Source organism: Bradyrhizobium sp. USDA 4506 (genome assembly GCF_054058795.1).
Window position 1 is genome coordinate 280,772 of sequence record NZ_JBSSBM010000002.1, and the last position, 18,185, is coordinate 298,956.

General features: G+C 58.3%; 15 protein-coding genes and 1 pseudogene. 10 read left to right on the forward strand and 6 right to left on the reverse strand.

Going from position 1 to position 18,185, the window contains the following annotated elements:
* Positions 1-120: 120 nt before the first annotated feature.
* From ACVIHF_RS03775 to ACVIHF_RS03805, 7 genes are all read left to right on the forward strand, one after another.
* Positions 121-1,233, forward strand: coding sequence for a nodulation protein NodZ (locus ACVIHF_RS03775; RefSeq protein WP_456791682.1), 1,113 nt, complete (start codon positions 121-123; stop codon positions 1,231-1,233).
* Positions 1,230-1,436, forward strand: coding sequence for a hypothetical protein (locus ACVIHF_RS03780; RefSeq protein ID WP_456791683.1), 207 nt, complete (start codon positions 1,230-1,232; stop codon positions 1,434-1,436). The genes ACVIHF_RS03775 and ACVIHF_RS03780 overlap by 4 nt, the downstream gene beginning before the upstream one ends.
* Positions 1,437-2,018: 582 nt before the next feature.
* On the forward strand, positions 2,019-2,855 hold the full coding sequence (locus ACVIHF_RS03785; protein WP_456791684.1) for an SDR family NAD(P)-dependent oxidoreductase: 837 nt from the start codon (positions 2,019-2,021) through the stop codon (positions 2,853-2,855).
* A 184-nt stretch (positions 2,856-3,039) separates the two neighbouring features.
* Entirely contained in the window at positions 3,040-4,863 is a 1,824-nt protein-coding gene (nifA, locus tag ACVIHF_RS03790; RefSeq protein WP_456791685.1) for a nif-specific transcriptional activator NifA, read from the forward strand.
* A gap of 217 nt (positions 4,864-5,080) precedes the next feature.
* Positions 5,081-5,278 (forward strand): hypothetical protein, encoded by a 198-nt coding sequence (locus tag ACVIHF_RS03795; protein ID WP_456791686.1) that lies wholly within the window; start codon positions 5,081-5,083, stop codon positions 5,276-5,278.
* Positions 5,279-5,354: 76 nt separating this feature from the next.
* Positions 5,355-5,528: a hypothetical protein gene (locus ACVIHF_RS03800; RefSeq protein WP_456791687.1), complete on the forward strand. Its 174-nt coding sequence runs from the start codon at positions 5,355-5,357 to the stop codon at positions 5,526-5,528.
* Positions 5,529-5,927: 399 nt separating this feature from the next.
* The gene (locus ACVIHF_RS03805) at positions 5,928-6,770 is read left to right on the forward strand and encodes an electron transfer flavoprotein subunit beta/FixA family protein (RefSeq protein WP_310880968.1); all 843 of its coding nucleotides are present in this window, start codon (positions 5,928-5,930) and stop codon (positions 6,768-6,770) included.
* A gap of 641 nt (positions 6,771-7,411) precedes the next feature.
* On the opposite strand, the gene ACVIHF_RS03810 is transcribed toward ACVIHF_RS03805, so the two are convergent.
* Entirely contained in the window at positions 7,412-8,728 is a 1,317-nt protein-coding gene (locus ACVIHF_RS03810; RefSeq protein ID WP_310880967.1) for a DUF3422 family protein, read from the reverse strand.
* 771 nt (positions 8,729-9,499) lie between these two features.
* Between ACVIHF_RS03810 and ACVIHF_RS03815 the strand changes: the two genes are divergently transcribed.
* A complete protein-coding gene (locus tag ACVIHF_RS03815; protein ID WP_456791688.1) occupies positions 9,500-9,778 on the forward strand; it encodes a hypothetical protein in 279 nt (92 codons plus the stop codon).
* Positions 9,779-10,133: 355 nt separating this feature from the next.
* Here ACVIHF_RS03815 and ACVIHF_RS03820 read toward each other — a convergent pair whose 3' ends face one another.
* From ACVIHF_RS03820 to tcuC, 4 genes and pseudogenes are all read right to left on the reverse strand, one after another.
* Positions 10,134-10,325: a hypothetical protein gene (locus tag ACVIHF_RS03820; RefSeq protein ID WP_456791689.1), complete on the reverse strand. Its 192-nt coding sequence runs from the start codon at positions 10,323-10,325 to the stop codon at positions 10,134-10,136.
* A gap of 596 nt (positions 10,326-10,921) precedes the next feature.
* Positions 10,922-11,266, reverse strand: coding sequence for a hypothetical protein (locus ACVIHF_RS03825; RefSeq protein ID WP_456791690.1), 345 nt, complete (start codon positions 11,264-11,266; stop codon positions 10,922-10,924).
* Positions 11,266-12,357: an IS5 family transposase gene (locus ACVIHF_RS03830; RefSeq protein WP_456791691.1), complete on the reverse strand. Its 1,092-nt coding sequence runs from the start codon at positions 12,355-12,357 to the stop codon at positions 11,266-11,268. Before ACVIHF_RS03830 ends, ACVIHF_RS03825 begins: the two co-directional genes overlap by 1 nt.
* Positions 12,358-12,422: 65 nt before the next feature.
* Positions 12,423-13,762 (reverse strand): annotated as a pseudogene (gene tcuC / locus ACVIHF_RS03835) (tricarballylate/proton symporter TcuC).
* A gap of 1,090 nt (positions 13,763-14,852) precedes the next feature.
* Here tcuC and ACVIHF_RS03840 point away from each other — a divergent pair.
* Together ACVIHF_RS03840 and ACVIHF_RS03845 are read left to right on the forward strand one after the other, a co-directional pair.
* A complete protein-coding gene (locus tag ACVIHF_RS03840) occupies positions 14,853-15,980 on the forward strand; it encodes a GFA family protein (protein ID WP_456791692.1) in 1,128 nt (375 codons plus the stop codon).
* 23 nt (positions 15,981-16,003) lie between these two features.
* Positions 16,004-16,681, forward strand: a complete 678-nt coding sequence (locus ACVIHF_RS03845; protein ID WP_456791693.1) for a 2OG-Fe(II) oxygenase — start codon at positions 16,004-16,006, stop codon at positions 16,679-16,681.
* 218 nt (positions 16,682-16,899) lie between these two features.
* Here ACVIHF_RS03845 and ACVIHF_RS03850 read toward each other — a convergent pair whose 3' ends face one another.
* A complete protein-coding gene (locus ACVIHF_RS03850) occupies positions 16,900-18,183 on the reverse strand; it encodes a preATP grasp domain-containing protein (protein WP_456791694.1) in 1,284 nt (427 codons plus the stop codon).
* Positions 18,184-18,185 lie beyond the last annotated feature (2 nt).

The window sequence follows — 18,185 nt, forward strand, 5'->3', positions numbered from 1 at the left end:
AGGCCGAGGCTGAGCAGGCACAATAGGCATCCGGCTGAAATCGGGTATATCGGCGCAACAGCTTTGAATGGAAGAAAAGAGGCAACGCGTTGAGAGAACCCGCTACGAGGATAGCGCTGCATGAAGTTCTACCGACGCAACCCGCGAGCAGCACAAGCGCCGACCATAACATCGGCGGAGATCATATGTGAGGTGTCTCCAATGACGTCTCTTGTTCAACCAGGAGCCCGGAAGGAGGCAATGCAGATGCGTGGTGGTTCAAAAAATGAGCGGTTCGTTGTTTCCCGACGACGTACGGGGTTGGGCGACTGCTTGTGGTCGCTGGCTGCAGCTTGGCGTTTTGCGCAGCGGACCGGACGGAACCTGGTCATAGATTGGCGGGGGTCCTGTTATCTCGATCAACCATTCATCAACGCCTTTCCAGTCTTCTTCGAACCAGTTCAAGACATTGCTGGCGTACGGGTGATCTGCGACGACCAGATCAATCAGCGCACATTTCCGGGACCGTTCTTTCCGGCATGGTGGAATAAGCCAACCATAGACTGCGCCTATCGACCGGACGAGCAGGTTTTCCGGGAACGCGACGAACTCGATCAACTGTTCCAAAGCGAGCAAGATAGCGATGCAAACACGGTCGTGTGTGACGCCTGCCTGATGTGGCGCTGCGACGAGGAGGCTGAACGTGAGATCTTTCGGAGCATCAAGCCGCGACCCGAAGTGCAGGCACGGATCGATGCCATCTTCCGGGAGCACTTTGAACCGTACAGCGTGATCGGCATTCATGTTCGGCACGGCAACGGCGAGGATATCATGGGGCATGCACCCTACTGGGCTGATCCGGAGCGCGCCTTGCAACAGGTCTGTAATGCCATCGACAAGGCCAAGGCGTTACCGCATGCGAAACCTGTCAGGCCTTTCCTGTGCACGGATAGCGCGCTCGTCCTTGAGAAGGTGTCGGCTTTGTTTCCCGATGTTTTCACGATCCCAAAGCGCTTCCAGGCGCCTCAGGCCGGACCGTTGCACAGTGCGGCGCTCGGAGCCGGGGGCGGCGTTTCCGCCCTCATCGAAATGTATCTCCTTGCGCGATGTGACACTGTGATCCGTTTCCCCCCGACGAGCGCTTTTACGCGTTATGCGCGCCTCTTTGCGCCACGCGTTATAGAGTTCGATTTGAATGATCCGAGCCGATTGATCTTGATTGAGGAACCCTCACAAGAGCTCGTGGCTTCATGACAGTCGTAACCCGTCTCATCGACCTGGTGGCCGCTTTTTGCATCGAGCAGTACTGCCACTATGTTTCCGGGCGGCAATTGGTCGCTCAAACCAACGCTTCAACGCGCCCTTGCACTGAAGAAAAGCAAGATACGGCGGCGGAATGCGATCCGCTGAAGCTCGAGCGCGACAAGAGCGGCCTTAAAGTATTGCCACCGCGCTAAACGGGTGAAGATCGGCTTTGCCTCGCGTGCACCGGAAGTGAAAGTTTCGCGGTGGCTGATCGCAGATTAAGTTTTCGAAAGCTTCTACGTTGAGCCGGCGAGTCTGTTGCGGCGGCCGGGCACTCGCTCGCGCGGACTGACTCATTCGGGATCGATGATCTTGGACTGGACATCAAGTGTCCCAGTTCGTGATCCTGCAACCAATCGGCGTGGCGATGTGCTGCGATGAGGTCGATATCAGTTACGACAAAAACCTAACGTGCGGAGCTGGTACATGAGGTTTCGATCGCATCGACGCGGCTAGCTGGGCGGCTTCGTCATCCTGACCAATCGTGTCTCGGCGATGGACGCTGTTCATCCGCTCGCCCCTTCGGTTGCGCCAAGCAGTGGGCCAAGTGGGCTGCCGGGATTGTGTAGGTGATGCATCGTCGCTGTCGCAAAGCACACGCAACATGTCTAGAATCCGCCAAGCGTTTGGCGTGCGCGACATTAGGACGCAAAACCGGAGCGCCTTTGCGTGCATCGCGGTGGCCCGATTCCTGCTACGCGTTCACCAGCGGCGCTACAGGAGAGGAGGCGGGCGTGGGTCTCGATCAGCCGAATGACGATCTGGTCGGAGGTCCGCCGCCCCAGACACACTTGGGTTGTCGCTTTCACTCTGATAAAGTTCGCGTCCATCGGAGAGAACAGAAGGCGATGCTGCTGACTGGGGCATCGCGCGGAATTGGTCATGCCACTGCCAAGCTGTTTTCGGAAGCGGGCTGGCGCATCATTTCCTGCGCGCGCCAACCGTTCGACGGCGAGCGGTGCCCGTGGGAGTCCGGCCGCGAGGATCATGTCCAGGTCGACCTCAGCAATCATCGAATGCTGCCGCGCCTGATCACCGAGGTCAAGAAACGCCTGGCTGGTGCACCTTTGCACGCGCTGGTGAACAATGCCGGCATCTCGCCGAAAACACCCGATGGTGACCGGCTGACGTCGTTGACGACTTCAACGGAAACCTGGATGAGGGTGTTCCATCTGAATCTGGTGGCCCCGATTCTGCTGGCGAAGGGCTTATTTGACGAGCTAAGGGCCGCGTCAGGATCGATTGTCAACGTGACGTCGATCGCGGGTTCGCGTGTGCACCCGTTTGCCGGCAGCGCCTATGCGACGTCAAAAGCTGCGCTTGCGAGTCTTACACGCGAAATGGCCCACGATTATGCGCCGCATGGCATTCGCGTGAACGCGATCGCGCCCGGCGAGATCAGAACGGACATGTTGTCGCCCGATACAGAAGCGCGTCTTGTGCCAACTATCCCGCTGCGCAGAGTGGGAACCCCCGATGAAGTGGCTGAGGTCATCTACTTCTTATGTTCGGATGCCGCAAGCTATGTGACGGGGGCCGAGGTGCCGATCAATGGTGGGCAACATCTGTGAATCGAGCAAAGCCTGGCAACACGGCTGACTTGAGTTTCAGCGCTCGAGCTTGTGTTCTAGGCTGACGGCGCGCACCCATTCCGAAAAAGTGAAATCAAGGGACTGTAAGGTTACCTTCGTGCCATGAAAAGGTGTTACGCTTCTATGTCATCTCGTCAACTCGTGGCGCTAAATCGAGCATGACATGCAAAACGAAGCTCACAAACCCGAACAAGGTGCCAGGGAGGATGATCAGAATAACGGAGACCGCCTTATGCTGCATATCGCTTCCGCACGCGAAAGACCTGCCGCTCACCCAGAGACTGAACGCGAGCTCTCGGGTGAGCCGCTGCGCGAAAGCGCGCTGACCGGTATCTTCGAAATATCGAAAATACTCACTGCTCCTTGCCGCCTCGAGGTCACGCTGGCGAACGTCGTGAGTCTTCTGCAATCGTTTGTGCAGATGCGACACGGTATCGTCTCACTGTTCGACGATGACGGGATGCCGGACATTGCCGTGGGCGCGGGTTGGAGCGAAGGGAGCGACGAGCGCTACCGGATGCGCCTGCCGCGGAAGGCGGTCGACCAGATCGTCGCGACCGACAGGCCTCTTGTCGCCGAGAACGTGGCAGCGGAGCCGGCATTCAGCGCAGCTGATCTGGAAGTGCTCGGTGCCTCAGATAATATGCCAGTGTCCTTCATCGGAGTTCCGATCCGCATTGATCCGAACGTCGTGGGTACGCTGACCATCGACCGTGTCCGTGACGAGAGGTCGAGTCTCCGGCTCGATTACGACGCGCGGCTGCTCGCCATGATCGCCAACCTGGTAGGACAGACAGTGAGGCTGCATCGCTTGTTCGCCTGCGACCGCGAGCGACTGATGGCGGAGAAGGACCGTCTGCAAAAGCAGTTGTTCGAGCTTAGGCAGCCTGCACGGGAACGTAAGAAGCTGCCCGTCCATGGGATCATTGGCGACAGCCCGGCGCTGCGCGGGCTGCTCGAGAAGATCGCAGTCGTAGCCAAATCGAACAGCACGGTTCTGCTGCGCGGCGAATCCGGTACCGGAAAGGAACTTGTAGCCAAGGCCATTCACGAATCATCCTCCCGCGCCAAGCGGCCCTTCATTAAGCTGAATTGTGCGGCACTGCCCGAGACAGTGCTGGAGTCCGAATTGTTCGGTCATGAGAAAGGTGCCTTTACCGGCGCCTTCAGCTCGCGCAAGGGACGTTTCGAGCTTGCTGACAAAGGCACGCTGTTTCTTGACGAGATCGGCGAGATCTCGGCCCCGTTCCAGGCGAAGTTGCTGCGAGTCCTGCAGGAGCAGGAGTTCGAACGGGTTGGCAGCAATCAGACTATAAAGGTCGATGTTCGAGTCATAGCCGCGACCAACAAGAACCTAGAAGAGGCTGTGGCAAGAAGCGAGTTTCGCGCAGATCTTTACTATCGCATCAGCGTTGTTCCCCTGCTGCTGCCACCGCTGCGCGAAAGACGCAGCGATATCCCGCTGCTTGCCGGCGAGTTCCTCAGGAATTTCAACAGCGTGAACGGCCGTACGCTGACCTTGGAGCCGAGTGCGATCGATGTGCTGATGAACTGCGGCTTTCCGGGCAATGTGCGCGAGCTCGAAAACTGCATCGAGCGCACAGCGACCCTGTCGGCCGGGCCCTCGATCGTGAGAAATGACTTTGCATGTTGCCATGGTCAGTGCCTTTCCGCGATGCTGTGGAAAAGTACGACGGACGAGGCGACCGTCCAACCGGCACCGACCGTGCCAGCGCCCGCCAAGCCGATCACTTCGCTGTCTGAAGCGACCGCGCCGGTCCCGCCTGCTGGCAGCGAGCTGGCCCCGCTGGTGCCTCCCGGCACAGTCCTCGTAAGTGGCGCGAAGATGGCCGATCGCGAGCGGGTCATCGCAGCCATGGAAAAATCTGGCTGGGTGCAGGCAAAAGCAGCGCGCTTGCTCGGACTAACGCCGCGCCAGATTGGTTACGCGCTGAGGAAGTATGGAGTCGAGATCAAGCGGTTCTGAACGTACGCACTTACGAGAGGACGATGGGTTTCGTGACATCGTGGCCAAGCCAGGGGAACGCGCAGTGTGACCGCTGGCACCGTTCAGCCTGAACTGCAGGGCGTCACGGTGTTGCGGCGCGCGCTCGGTGGCTTTCCACCGACGCCATGGCCGGGCAGCAACGGGTTGCCGATCCAGTTCGTCATCGGCACGACGGGTTCGTTGAACGACCTCGACGATGTCGCCCGGAGATTCATGGCGGACGCGCTCAAGACCCGGACAGTTCACCTTTCTCGACAAGTCGAAGAGAACGGTCACGTTCGACCGCGGCAAGACCGGCGATCTCGGGCTGAACATGAGCGATGTCGGCGGTTCGCTGGCGATCATGCTCGGCGGCAATTACGCCGAGTATTTCAGCCTGGACAGCCACTCCTAGAAGCAATCCCGCCGGTCCGTCAGACCGCCTCACAAACGCGCAGCTCCTGACCCACGAGATCCGCACCAGCAGCAACATGATGCGGCCGCTGGCGACGGTCGCCCATCCGAAGAACAACACCGTGCCGCAGGCGATCAAAGATTTCCAGCAGGTCAACGCCGCAACGGTTTCCACGTGGCGATGTCGGGCGTTGAAATCGGCGATGCGCGCGACGTTGAGGAACCTCGCCCAGCCGCTTCCGGCCGGTTAGTCGGTCAACTACGCAGACTCCTCCGGCAGCTCGAGAAGGAATCGGGCGGCTTCATCACCACCTTCTTGTTTCGCGTTCGCGTTGATCATCATCTATCTTTCGCTCGCCCGACGGTACAACAGCTTCGTTTGATGCCGCGATGTCGCTGGTCCGCGCGTTGATCTTGACGGCGGTAATCTGTCGCAAGCGATCCTGTCGCCACTCGGCTGGCATGCCCAGCGGAATAGCGCTGTCGCAGCTCCGACGCGTGTCGATATTCGTTCGTCGGGAACGTCGAACAACAGGAGCGCATAGGCTCCATATAAGGCATTGTAGTAACGAGCTAATTCAGGGAATTGGGTGCGATGGTACAACACTTGCTGTTCTCTTCGCAGCTGTCGCAACTTTTGGAGCAACTCCGTGCACAATGTCGTCTGCATCAAACAGGTTCCCGATTCTGCGCAGATCCGCGTGCACCCGGTGACCAATACGATCATGCGTCAGGGCGTGCCGACCATCATCAACCCATATGACCTCTTCGCGCTCGAGGCTGCGCTGGAGCTGCGCCATCGGTTCGGCGGCGAAATAACCGTACTGACAATGGGGCCGCAATCGGCGGAAGACTCCTTGCGGAAAGCGCTGACCTATGGCGCCGATCGCGCCGTACTGCTCACCGATCGTTGCTTTGCGGGCTCCGACACCTTGGCCACGACGTACGCACTGGCAACCGCCATCCGAAAAATCGGTAAGGAATATGGCCCGCCAGACCTTATCTTTACCGGCAAGCAGACCATCGACGGGGATACCGCGCAGGTTGGTCCCGGCATCGCAAAGCGGCTGGGCGTGCTGCAGCTGACTTACGTCGCCAAGGTCAGATCCCTCGACCTGGCCGCACGCACGATTGAAGCGGAGCGACGCTCCGAAGGTGGTGTCCAGGTTTTGCACACGAGGCTGCCCTGTCTCATCACCATGCTAGAGGCGACCAACCAGATACGGCGGGGCACGATGGCGGATGCCCTGCGTGCCGCGCGTGCACCAATCGTGAAATGGAACGCGCACGATGCCGGCGTCGAGGACGTCTCCAAATGCGGTCTTAAGGGCTCGCCGACCGTCGTCAAGCGAGTGTTTGCTCCCTCTGCGCGGGCCGAAAAGGCGGCGCTGGTTGAGGCCGCCGAACAACCAGCGCAAGCCTTGATTGAAGCCATCTTTAAGCATCAACCGAATCTCGAAACCGATCTTGCGGCACTAGCCCGCGAGGCTTGATCTGAAGAGTCCTTACGATCCCGAACGCTCGTCGCTGGTCAAACGGAGTGCCCACCCGTATTCGATAGGCATGTCGTGGTTAGGGGAGATGCCATCATTAGGTCGTTTTGCCACCAATGTGGATCGGCAACGAAAACCTGGGCAGCGTCGATCTTTGAAAATCATTTCCACGACGGTGGTTGCCCGCCACGCCGCGCGTATCGCTATCGATTTCAAGTCAATAAGATTTGCCGATCGAGGCATCCGCGGCGACGATCTCGCATCGTCTTTTTGCTGAGCACTCAGGGAATAGCCGGCTACATTCGTCGGATAAGCAATATTATTCTCCGCCTAAATTGCGGAGAAAAGGTCAAATCTCCGCACCACAGGTATCCCGAACTAAGAGTGTCCCAGGCGATCGGCATGCCGGTCGTCCGCTCCCCGACCGCCCTAATTCCTTGACGTGACGGTGCCGATCAAGGAGATCCGTCGCGCTCTTGGTCGTGTCGCGAGCCGCCGGCTGATCGTTTGTGCGACATCCTCTGTTTCCATATCAGCAACTCGTAAGCCGGACTAGCGCGCCATTGGCACGAGCACGTCTGGCGGCGACGCCTGAGGATCAACGTCGTGAAGCCCTGTCGTCCAATCACTGCAATGGGCGCTTACTCGCCCGTTACGGACGGCTCGTCGCGATGCTTGAGGTGTCGCTTCCGTGTATTGTAACTGACCAGCCAGATAACCCCGACTGCGATCGGCACGCACGCTGCGGTTAGATAGGAGGGTTCTACACGAAGTCCGACATCGTGCGCTCCCTTGGCAAGGTAGCCGAACAGGCTGACCACATAATATCCTATCGCCGCGACCGACAATCCCTCTACCGTGCACTGCAGCCGAAGCTGCTGTCCAGTCCGTTCATTGATCGCGTGCAATAGGTCACGATTCTGCCGTTCGATTTCAACGTCGACACGGGTTCGCAAAAGATCCGCGGCACGCGCCAGCTTAACCGACAGGGTTACTTCACGATCCTTGGTCGTCTCGCAAGTCCGCATCGCCGGCGCCATCCGGCGCGCCAGGAACAACGACCAGGTCGGATAATCCGCGATCTCACTGCCCTCGATGATGGACAGTCGGGATTGGACCAACTCGTAATAAGCTCTGCTGGCATCGAAGCGAAACAGGCTTCCGGTCGCGCCACGCTCGAAAGAGGCAGCCAATGCGGTCAGTTCGGCAAGCAGATGGTTGTTGAGTTTCAATCCCTCCGCGCCTTGCATTTCGTCGAGCACCTCGCCAAGACGTCTATCGATGCGATCGACGAATGGACCGAGCTCGAGAGCAACCGATAGACCAAGCAGCGCCAACGGACGATAGGTCTCGACTTCAAGGAGCCGTTGCACCAGTGCTCCGAGATTATGGGGCGTCAACCCGAGGTCGCAGACAAGAATTTTGGTGAAACCGTCTTCGTCGACGCGAAAATCAGAGGCCATGACACTTGTTCCGCCTTTTATGCGGACCATGGCGAGGCTGCTCTTGTCGAAAAGTTGTTCGGCGCGTTTCAATGGGGAGGCGTTCTGCTCTACATCCAACTTGATTGCGACCAGTAATTGTCCTTCCTGTCGCAAGGCGCTCATCAAGGAGTGAACGGCGCCTTGGGCGTCCTCCGTCTGACGAGCGAACGGACTCTGTGCTATCCAGGTGAAGGTTGCGAATTCGGCATGCTGCTCCCAGCGAAGCACAACGGGCCCGATGTCGATTTGGTGATGTTTCGCCGAGAGCTGCGGAGGTGGAAGGTCGCGCTCTCGACAAAATGCGACGAAGCCGCGGCGAACGCTTGTGGCCGCATCGCCCTTCGCAAGAAATGCGAAGTGGACCACCTTAAATGGCGGAACAAGCTGCATAAAGGGGCGCGCGTGTACTTCATTGAGCACAGCATCCCGCTGCGGATGTAGTTTGAAACTTCGAAGGTCCAGCTTATCGAGCACGTGTAAGCACCTCGTCTCAGAATTGGCACGCAATTGTCTGCGTCGCCGCGAGCGGCGATGGTGTTGACTGTAAGGATCTGTTCGCGCAGGCCTCCAATGGTGTCGTGGCGAAAAGCGACCCGAGCCGCTCTCAATGCGCGAAAGCAGTGCCGAACGTGACTGGCTGCCCCCGGGTCCGCACGAACATCACTCGGCATCGATGTGTTGGCGCACATTAGCCGTGATGCGCAGAGCCGCCTCCCAGAACGACTCTCGAGCGGCGTGACCGAGGCACCTACGATTTCTACTCTTTCGTCTCCGTGAAGTTGCTAATCGCCGTCGCCGGCTCTGCACCGGTAGCTGCATCGTCGATTGATGGATCAAAAGCGTAAACGAGGCTCTCGTCTTGCCGCTCATCTTCTCGCATTTGGACGCGATGCAGGATCTGGGCCAGCACGGAAGCAGCGGAAGGGTCGAGTTCTTGCGTGATGTGACCGTTGAAACTGCCAGCGGGGATTTCTGAAGGAACGCGGTTACATTCGTGCCACCCGCACGTCTGGGGTTCTTGGAACTGAAGCCCCAACGGCTGGAATCCGATTCTCATTGCAAACCGGCCAGCTCGCGCTTCTTTGGGCTTGGCCTCTGTGACGGCCGAGACTAGCTCTCTTCGTCAAATGGCCTCGGTGATCGCGGAACGCTGACAGGACTGTCGTGCTTGATCCTGCGGCGCCATCGACCGCTGCGCATCCGCCTTCAGCGCTTGGAAATCCCCTGTGATATCAGTTATCGCCTGTGGCGGAGCCGATCTGGATCCGACACAAGGCCGCCCTGCAGCCCGGTCAAGTAGCAACCTTGCCGACGATGAACGTCGAGCATTCCATGCGCTCGATTAGCATGGGAAAATGCATTGCATTGTTCGGGGATGGCCAAGGCGGCCGAGAGCTCGCGGTCCAGGCTTTGCTCACGGCAAAACTTCATGAATTTGACCGGCAGGTCTATCTGACCAATGTACTGAACGAGCGCATCGAGTCCGAGCAGAATGGCGTACCATCGCACCAGGTTGTCTCGTGAGCGCGCGTCATCATAAGGCAGCATCTCGTCAGCGGCGATGCTGCTTGCGGCCCTCAAGCGATGGCGCCAGGCTCACGACAATCGACATCTGCCGCCATGAGCATTCCCATGCTCGACGGCTGTGCCGCTGTGGTCGTACCCGGATCGGCGTCGATCGACTAGATTTGCCGCTACGCGCGATCGATGCCGAAGCTTTCAACAATGGCAGCACCCCGCAGTTCGCCGCGATATCGGCCGTGCCGCTGCGCCGCAATGATATCAGCAACGCCCACTCGACTGCGCTCGATCGGTTCAGGCCGATGCAGAGGCGAGCAGTTGATGGTGATTTCGATCCGAGCACCTGGTGCCAGAGGTTCTATGCCGCGACGCAGGTCAAGCTGTCGGTGTGGGCGCGGAGCTGGACGCTGGCAACGCCAATCAGGGCCTGCTGCTGCCCATGCTGCTCCATAGCTGCGACATAGAGCTGTCCGGAGCGCCGCAGGGCGGTCGCGGGACCGAGCGGCCGTCGAGGCCTGACGTCGATATTCAATGCCGATCGGCTGCGCACGCTGATCATCGCTGACGTGGTAATTCATACTGCTTATTCGTAAGTCTTCAGACGTGCAATCGCATCACGTGTCTGGTTTCCGACAATGTCGAACAAAGCACGCCGCATAGGCCTAATTGACGTTGGCTCTCTGGGATGCCGAGGCTTCCACATCTTGAAACTTGCACGCGCCGCGATCGTGCCATTTGGCTTCTCGATCTCTGTTTTGATAGGGCGTTGACCTTGACATTGTGGTCGCGGAGTGTCTCGAGGCCTTCGAGAGCGTCGGTCAAGTGCGTGCGCAACATGTAACCCGGGCCCGCGATCTGCGCATTCTGTCGGGGACCTTCTTCATTTGCCCGCCAATCATCTCGTTCCGCAGACTGTGTTACGGCCTCGATCGACGCATGGAACCGGCCGAGCCCACCAAGCGCGTCGACAAGAGGCCGCGTATCCGTGTCCAGCTCGCGATACTTCGCAGGCGTATGCTCGTCGTTCGCAAGCCGCCGAGGCCAGAGCGCTACGGGTAGTTGTAATGAACGAGATGGAACACTTAAGGGTTACGGTCAGTATCCTAGCGCGATGCAGCTTGCGCGCCTAGCAGGCTGTTGAAGAACTCAGCCGCGTTCGCAAACGAAGGCTGAGTCGTCGCCATTGTGGATGTAGAAGTGGCCAACGAGCCTGCCCGCGGTGCCGATCATGGCCCATCCGCGACCACAGGACGGATCATTCTCGTCGTGCCCCTCCCATGAGAACTCGGCGCAGGCCGATCCGTCGCGGGTGCCGTAGCGAGCATCCAGGAAGCCCTTGAGAGCCCCAAACGCTATTTCGCCATCGGACTTGCCACGGAAGGTGAGATGCGCCTCTCCGACAAGATCGAGGAAGTCGCTGTCCCAGTTGTCTATTTCGACGATGCGCCAGCGGCCGGCAAAGGCCTTGGCAAAGCCGGGCACCTTGGCCATCAACCGGTCTCCGCGATCAACTTGGGCAGCCGCACCAGATTGTAGGCGGCCGCAGCGAAGGTAAAGGCCCATCCGACCCGATCACGGCCACGGAATCTGGTCTTCTCTTGCCCGGCGACCGTCTTGATCCAGCCGAATGCCTCCTCAATCCGCTTGCGGATGCGCTGGCTGACAGCATAACCGCCGTGCCGGGTCGTACGCCCGTCGATCGCAGAGCTACGGCCGCCGGTATTCTGCGCAACATGCGGCGTCACGTTCATCGAGCGCAGCTCGTTGACGAAGTCTTCTGCATCGTAGGCTTTGTCGGCACCAAGCGTGATCGCTGTCGGTCGATCGGCACGAGGCTCGATCATGTGCAGCGCGGCCACCCGTTCGGCATGCCCACCGGCCTGCGTCAGGCAGGCGTCGACCAGCAAGCCGTGGCGGTTCTCCATCAGCCCGTGCCCGATGAAGCACAGCTTCGTCTCCTTGCCTTTCCCCTTGCGGTAGAGCCTGGCCTCCGGATCGGTGGTCGAAGCATGGGTGTCGTTGGAGCGCTTCTGGCCATGGAAGTTCGCTTCAGCATTGCGCCCGCCGCCTTGGGCCGGCGGCTCGCCGGAGCTATCCTTCGGTTTGACGCTCTTCATCGAGGCCCAGGCCTCGATCAGCGTGCCGTCGACCGAGAAGTGATCGCTCGACAGAAGCTTCTTCACCCTGGGCTGCGCCAGCACCGCCGCAAGGAACTTGGCCGCGATGTCGCCTTCCAGAAGCCGGTCGCGGTTCTTCGAGAATACCGAATGGTCCCAGGCTGCATCGTCGACGCCGATTCCGACGAACCAGCGGAACAGCAAATCATATTCCAACCGCTCCATCAGAAGTCGCTCCGAGCGGATCGAATAAAACGCCTGCAACAGCATCGCCCGCAGCAGCTTCTCCGGCGGGATCGACGGCCGTCCAATCGGCGAATAAAGGGCGGCGAACTCGTGCTCCAGCGCCGCCAGCGCCTCGTTCACGATCGTCCGGATCGCTCGCAGCGGATGATCACGCCGCACCCGTGCTTCCAGATCGACGTAGCTGAACAGCTCGCCCGTTCGATTGTCGTCGCCGCGCACGCACCGTCTCCGAATCTCGTCGGAGCCAATGAATCATGGTCGTCGCTCGCCGGCGAGCGCCTTTTTCAACAGCCTGCTAGGGCGGTGTCGGACGGCTCAGAGCGCGAAGGCTTCTCGACCCTCGATGGCTTGGCGGTCCCCCGATAGATGGTGAGCGCCGCTATGATGCCGAGCGCGGCTGCAATCATCAGCCAAAACCCGGGTGAAGCCTTGTCATTAGTCCGTTCAATGAGCCAAGTCGAAGCGAGTGGCGTAAAGGTGCCAAATAGAGCTGCCGCGAGCGCAAAGGCCAGGGAGAAGCATGTTGTGCGCACATATGCAGGCACGATCTCGACGAGAGCCCCGAGCATAGTTCCGCTATAGATGCCGAAATAGAACGAGAACATCATCGCCACGGCCAGCATCTTACCGAAAGTGGGTGCGCTCACCAGCCAACTTAAAGCCGGATAGGCGGTCATCAACGCTAGGCTAGCAATGCCGAGCAGAACCGGCTTGCGGCCGATACGGTCGGAAACGGCGCCGCCAATTGGATTCCAGATGAAGTTGGTCGCGGCGACCAAGAGTGTCACCAAGAGCGCGTCCTGGGTGGACAGCTTCAAGACGGTCTTGCCAAACGTGGGCGTGTAGACCGTAACGAAATAGAAGGTCGTTGTGGTCAGGATCGCCATCATCATCCCGAGAACGATGGTGCGCCAGTTGATTAGCGCCGAGGAAAGATTTCGCGGGCCGTAGGATGCTTCTTCATCGCCAGAAATTCGGGGGTTTCCTCGAGCGTTCGACGAAGGAAGAATATTAACGGGATGATAAGGCAGCCGAGAAAGAAAGGAATGCGCCAACCCCAGGAGGCGACGGTTTCGACTGGCATCGATGCGTTCAGGAGGTAACCCACGATTGCCGCGACAAAGATAGCGACCTGCTGGCTGGACGACTGAAACGAGGTATAGAAACCACGATTGCCTGGGGTTGCGATCTCCGCCAGATAGACCGAAACGCCGCCGACCTCGACACCGGCGGAAAAACCCTGCAACAACCGTCCGGCTAGAACGATGATCGGGGCGGCAATACCGATTGTCGCATAATCGGGACAGAAGGCGATAATCACGGTGCCAATCGCCATGATCGATAGCGTGATGATCAGGCCTTGGCGACGGCCGATCTTGTCGATATAGGCGCCCAGCACGATTGCGCCCACCGGACGCATTAAGGCGCCCAGCCAGAACACGCCAAAAGTGTTGAGCAATGAGGCGGTTTCGTTCTCTGACGGGAAGAAGGCGTTCCCAATCGCGCTGGCGTAAAAGCCAAATAGGAAAAAGTCGAACTGCTCAAGGAAATTCCCGCTGGTCGCACGCAGGATCGCGTTGATGCGCGATTTGACCGTCGCGTGCTGAATGAACGTTTGTGACACCGCGAGTTTCCTTCCCGTCTGAAATGGCCGGTTGCGGAAAAACCTCGCGCCAGCCCAAGGCAATCAGGCCGTGACTTTCTCTTAGAGACAGACATTGCCCACAAACGGAAGGCGCCTCATCTTTTCGGCTTATTTTCGGCGACAGCGCCATTGGGTGCACAGAATCTGGGGATTTGTTTGACAACCAAGAGCGCTCCTCTACGTCAATCGCCGCAAGCCCGCTCCTGAGATGAAATTTGGCCGATGGGGTTCGTTCTCCGCCACTCGTTGGCCATCTATGAGGCCCTGCGGCGCCGCGGACTCGCCGGCGTTGTCCGGTTTTTGACCGCCGCGCAAATCCTGTCAGGTTCAAAACACCTGCAATGATGAGCCGGTCACGAGCGTGTTTTTTCAGCGCATTCAGAACTTTATGGATTGGCGGCAGGCTTGGCATGCAGATTGCTGCTAAGCGCGCAGGAACACAGGATGGTGGACGAGTGCACGTAGGACGCACAAAAACCAGTAGAGGACTCTTTGCATTGAGACACTCGCGCTGGCCAGCCGGATGCGGTTCACACCAGCAGTGCGGTACTAGGCCCGCAGCGAGTTCGTTGAACTGTCAGCGAGGCGAACCACGAGAGCGTGGCCAATCCAGGACACGTCGCGCAAGCTCGAAATGTCGGGGCGACCAGATATGTCACTCCCGCATGTGACGTGAGCCGCCCCAGGGCTGCGCGATCCCTTACCGCTTCTGCAAGCGCGAGTGGCCGCCCCGGCTCTGGCATCGGATCGCTCGTGGATCGGGATCCGAATACGGGATGGTCCTGGCTTCAATCAATGCCCAGTTTCCTATCCACGACTCATGAACAGGGACTGAGCCCATGATGCCCCTCTCTGTTGCTGCGAAGATGGTCAAGGGAAAGGTCGCCTGCGACGCGACCAAAAACTCGTCGAACCGACGAACTCTCCGATCTCGCTACTGCCAATAGTTGGCCCTTACACGGAGTTGCTCGTCAAGAATCGTTCTCTCCTCACGGCTAGGGTTCAAATGAGGTCTTCTCAAGCGTCTCAAGTTCAACTGGATCAGCCTTCGCAGATATTCTGCGAGTACTTGACTGAGCAAGCGCGAACTCTGTTTGGCCCGCATCCGTTCGCTGCGGAGATGTCTGAGGGCCAGGTTGCGGGCATGCTGCCTGAATATTTGGCGATGTCACAGGCGTTCCCTTACCTGCAGGCAGGTTCGCAAAAGGATCTCATACTTGATGCGATGCGTCGCAATCGAGACCTTCCGAGGGATATTGAATTAACCAGCGTGGTCGCAAATTTCATCTGTTGGGATGAGATGGGTGGTTATGGCCGAGTTCTCCGTGGCGGCAAGGCTGCGCTGCCCGATATCCTGGTCACTGAAAACTTCCACTCAAATCTGCTTAGAAAGGACGCATCGCGACTACTCGGCAGACCAATACAGCCCAGCTACAGCACTACAACGAAGCGATACCTGCATTCCATCTACACCGGATTGTCATCTAAAGACCCGTTAGTGCGCTGCGCCTACATGGTGGCTTTTGAGCTGCATGCTGCGGAAATGATCCAGTCGCTGTGGACCACTCTGGTCAAAATCTTTGATGTACGGTCTGACGATCTTGAGTACTTCCGCAGTCACGTCGGCGGCGACGATCCTGCCGAGAAGTATCACGGAGAAATGACGACCCGGCTCATTCGCGAACTTGTGCCTGCTGACGGTAATAGTCGTTTTTTGGATGAATTCGATCGCGCCTATCGGCTCAGCTTACAGTGGTGCCGCGATCTGCTGCGAATTGTCTCAGGTGAGGGAGACGGCCTTGCGGAGATCGAACACCATGGCCGTTGTCATTGTGGTTCCGTCAAGTTCTACGTCCGAGCGCCGCGAGAGCTATCTGCGGTTCGATGTAACTGCTCGATCTGCCAAATGTCCGGGGTACTGCACCTGCTCGTGCCCGGCAATAAGCTCACGATTGAGTGCGGCGAAGAATTTCTCACCACGTATCAATTCAACAAGAATATCGCTCGTCACACGTTTTGCCGGATCTGCGGCGTAAAGCCATTTTATAGGCCGCGATCGAATCCCTTCGGCTTCAGCGTGAACATTCGATGTTTGGATAAGAGAACGATCGAAAACATAAGAATAGAAGATTTCGACGGTGAGCATTGGGAGGAAGCGTTCCGCTCGACGCACGAGGATTGGGAAGCCAATCGTTAGATCAAACCTTGGAGTGAAGCCGTATGGCCCGCGCAATGAATGATAGATCTCGTCTGCTTTCAGAGGAAGCTCTCACCAAATATCGTATAGAGCTGTTGGTGAAGGGTACGGTCGTGATCGCTCCCCAGACGTTGTTCACCCAAGATGACTTGGCGAGGATCGATCAGCTCCAGATGGAAATTCCCGAAGAGGAGGTGCGGTTGGGCGATGCTGGCGATTCGCACAATGTCTTTGTAAAGCGGGTGAGGGTGGATCCGCCCGGCCGCCCTCCTAGCAATGCGCATGGAAGAGCTACAGGACAGATCATCGAACTGCTCGAGAGGAAAGACCGCAGCTTTGCGCTGAAAAAGATCTTGGGAGCATCGTCAGATTACGTGATTCGCCGATGCCAAATGCATCGACTGCCTCCCGGTTCGTTTGTTGGCATCCATTTGGATGCTGAGAGCGACCCCGACTTCGACTACTCCGTGATCGTTCAGCTCGCGAGGGACTTTGAGGGGGGTGAGTTTGTGGTCTATCCGAGCGCGTACGAACAGCAGGTATTTCGTCCGCCGTTCGGGGCCGTGCTTGTCACCACATGCAAGCTTCGGCATGAGGTGAGGCCCGTGCACGCTGGCGAGCGCCGATCGCTGGTGTATTTCTGTTCAAAACGCAGCGGCGCGAATCGCCGGAACATCGAAAGCTCTGCTGATGACTTATAGGAGCCTTTGCTGGAATGGCCTTCGGACGGGTTGAATATGGAGAGCCAACCTGTGACAGACGCCGTGCGCTTCGAAGAGCGGACTTCGCGCCGCATCCTAAGTTCGCGGTGGGATCTACTTCGAGCGAGACGAAGCAGATACTCACCTGACGTTCCCAACCGCCGGCGTGCGGGCACAGGCAGGGGTTCGAATGAACGGAAGAGTTTGAAACAGTGATTTCAATTGACCATTGCCAATAACGAGTGCTGCAGAGCGCGGGCAGTGGGCCTATCGCGCGCGATCACCAGGCACTCCACCGTGCCTGCATCTTGATCGACGGCAAGCGGAATCACGCCTTCCTTCCGTGTGCCATCGAATAGAAATCCATGCCTGACGAAACGATCAAGCGCAGCTTGGAGAGAACATGATGGGACGTTTCGCACGGATGAAATGACGTGGCGACCGGGGTAGTCGATGCCGAGCAGCCGGACGGCAATGCTGTGTAACACCGAACCTCCGCCCCATCGGCCGTTCGCTTCGTTAAAGAAAAGCCGGCCGTCGCTCGCGAAAATGCCGTCAATGTTGATCATTCCGCGGTATCCCAACGTTCGCGCGAGCTCCACAAATCGGTAGGCATGCGCCTGGGCGGCCAGCCATTGCTCATTCGTCAGGTCGCTGGGAAGCTCAAGTCCTGTCCAGATGAGTGCCCGCTCGGATCGATCTTTGCTGCGACGTAGCCGTATGTTGCCGCTGTTGATGAAAACGATGGAACCATCCTCCTCTATCTCATACTCGAGATAGAAAAGAGCGCGAGCCAAGTGGTACGATTCAACGACCAACGTCTTGCAGGATGCTGTTGTCAGCTCGGACCAAAGTGCTTCAGGATCAAACGATGGCCAAGCAACCGCTCGGGTATCTCTTGCCCCAGGGAGTGGACTGCTTTCATTGCCGGTCAGGATGACATTGCCGACTCCGCCCGCTCCATTGTCCAACTTGACGATCACGCTGCCGCTCTCTGACCTCAAGGAGGTCACCGCTCTGAATAGTTCGTCTGGATTCGTGGTCGCGCATCCACTGGGCAGCGGGAGCGCGACACTTGTCGCCAACTGACGGAAGTGGCTCTTGCGGTTCAGGAGATCCGGCCCTCGCTGCAAAGCGAAGTCGTCCCCGCTCTGCGGGATGCCCAGCAGCGCCGCCAAGCGCGCTACGCCTTCACTAAAGTAGCAGGAATGGATTTTCCAAGATGAGAAATTCCGGCGAATATGGCCGTTGAGTCGCTCGACGAGCGTATTGGACAGCAGGGTGCAATCATTAAGGATCGGTGATCCGCCGCTGCCTTCAGGCACAAGCGTAGAGAGACTCGAGGCATCGAAATTGAGCGTCGCGCCAATAAAGAATAGCAAGTCTGTCGGGATTGCTGTCGGAGAGACTATTAGGTCACCCTCCTGTGCAAACCAGGCAGAGCGGCATGCGGAGTTGGCGGAAAGGGACAGTTGAGTTGCTGTCAGATCGCCGCCCGACATTT

What these genes read in the sequence shown, in the direction of transcription:
- nifA (WP_456791685.1), top strand. Translation starts at nt 3,040, where the DNA reads ATGCAAAACGAAGCTCACAAACCCGAACAAGGTGCCAGGGAGGATGAT.
- ACVIHF_RS03775 (WP_456791682.1), top strand. Translation starts at nt 121, where the DNA reads ATGAAGTTCTACCGACGCAACCCGCGAGCAGCACAAGCGCCGACCATA.
- ACVIHF_RS03845 (WP_456791693.1), top strand. Translation starts at nt 16,004, where the DNA reads ATGGCCCGCGCAATGAATGATAGATCTCGTCTGCTTTCAGAGGAAGCT.
- ACVIHF_RS03780 (WP_456791683.1), top strand. Translation starts at nt 1,230, where the DNA reads ATGACAGTCGTAACCCGTCTCATCGACCTGGTGGCCGCTTTTTGCATC.
- ACVIHF_RS03800 (WP_456791687.1), top strand. Translation starts at nt 5,355, where the DNA reads ATGATGCGGCCGCTGGCGACGGTCGCCCATCCGAAGAACAACACCGTG.
- ACVIHF_RS03850 (WP_456791694.1), bottom strand. Translation starts at nt 18,183, where the DNA reads ATGTCGGGCGGCGATCTGACAGCAACTCAACTGTCCCTTTCCGCCAAC.
- ACVIHF_RS03795 (WP_456791686.1), top strand. Translation starts at nt 5,081, where the DNA reads ATGTCGCCCGGAGATTCATGGCGGACGCGCTCAAGACCCGGACAGTTC.
- ACVIHF_RS03825 (WP_456791690.1), bottom strand. Translation starts at nt 11,266, where the DNA reads ATGGCCAAGGTGCCCGGCTTTGCCAAGGCCTTTGCCGGCCGCTGGCGC.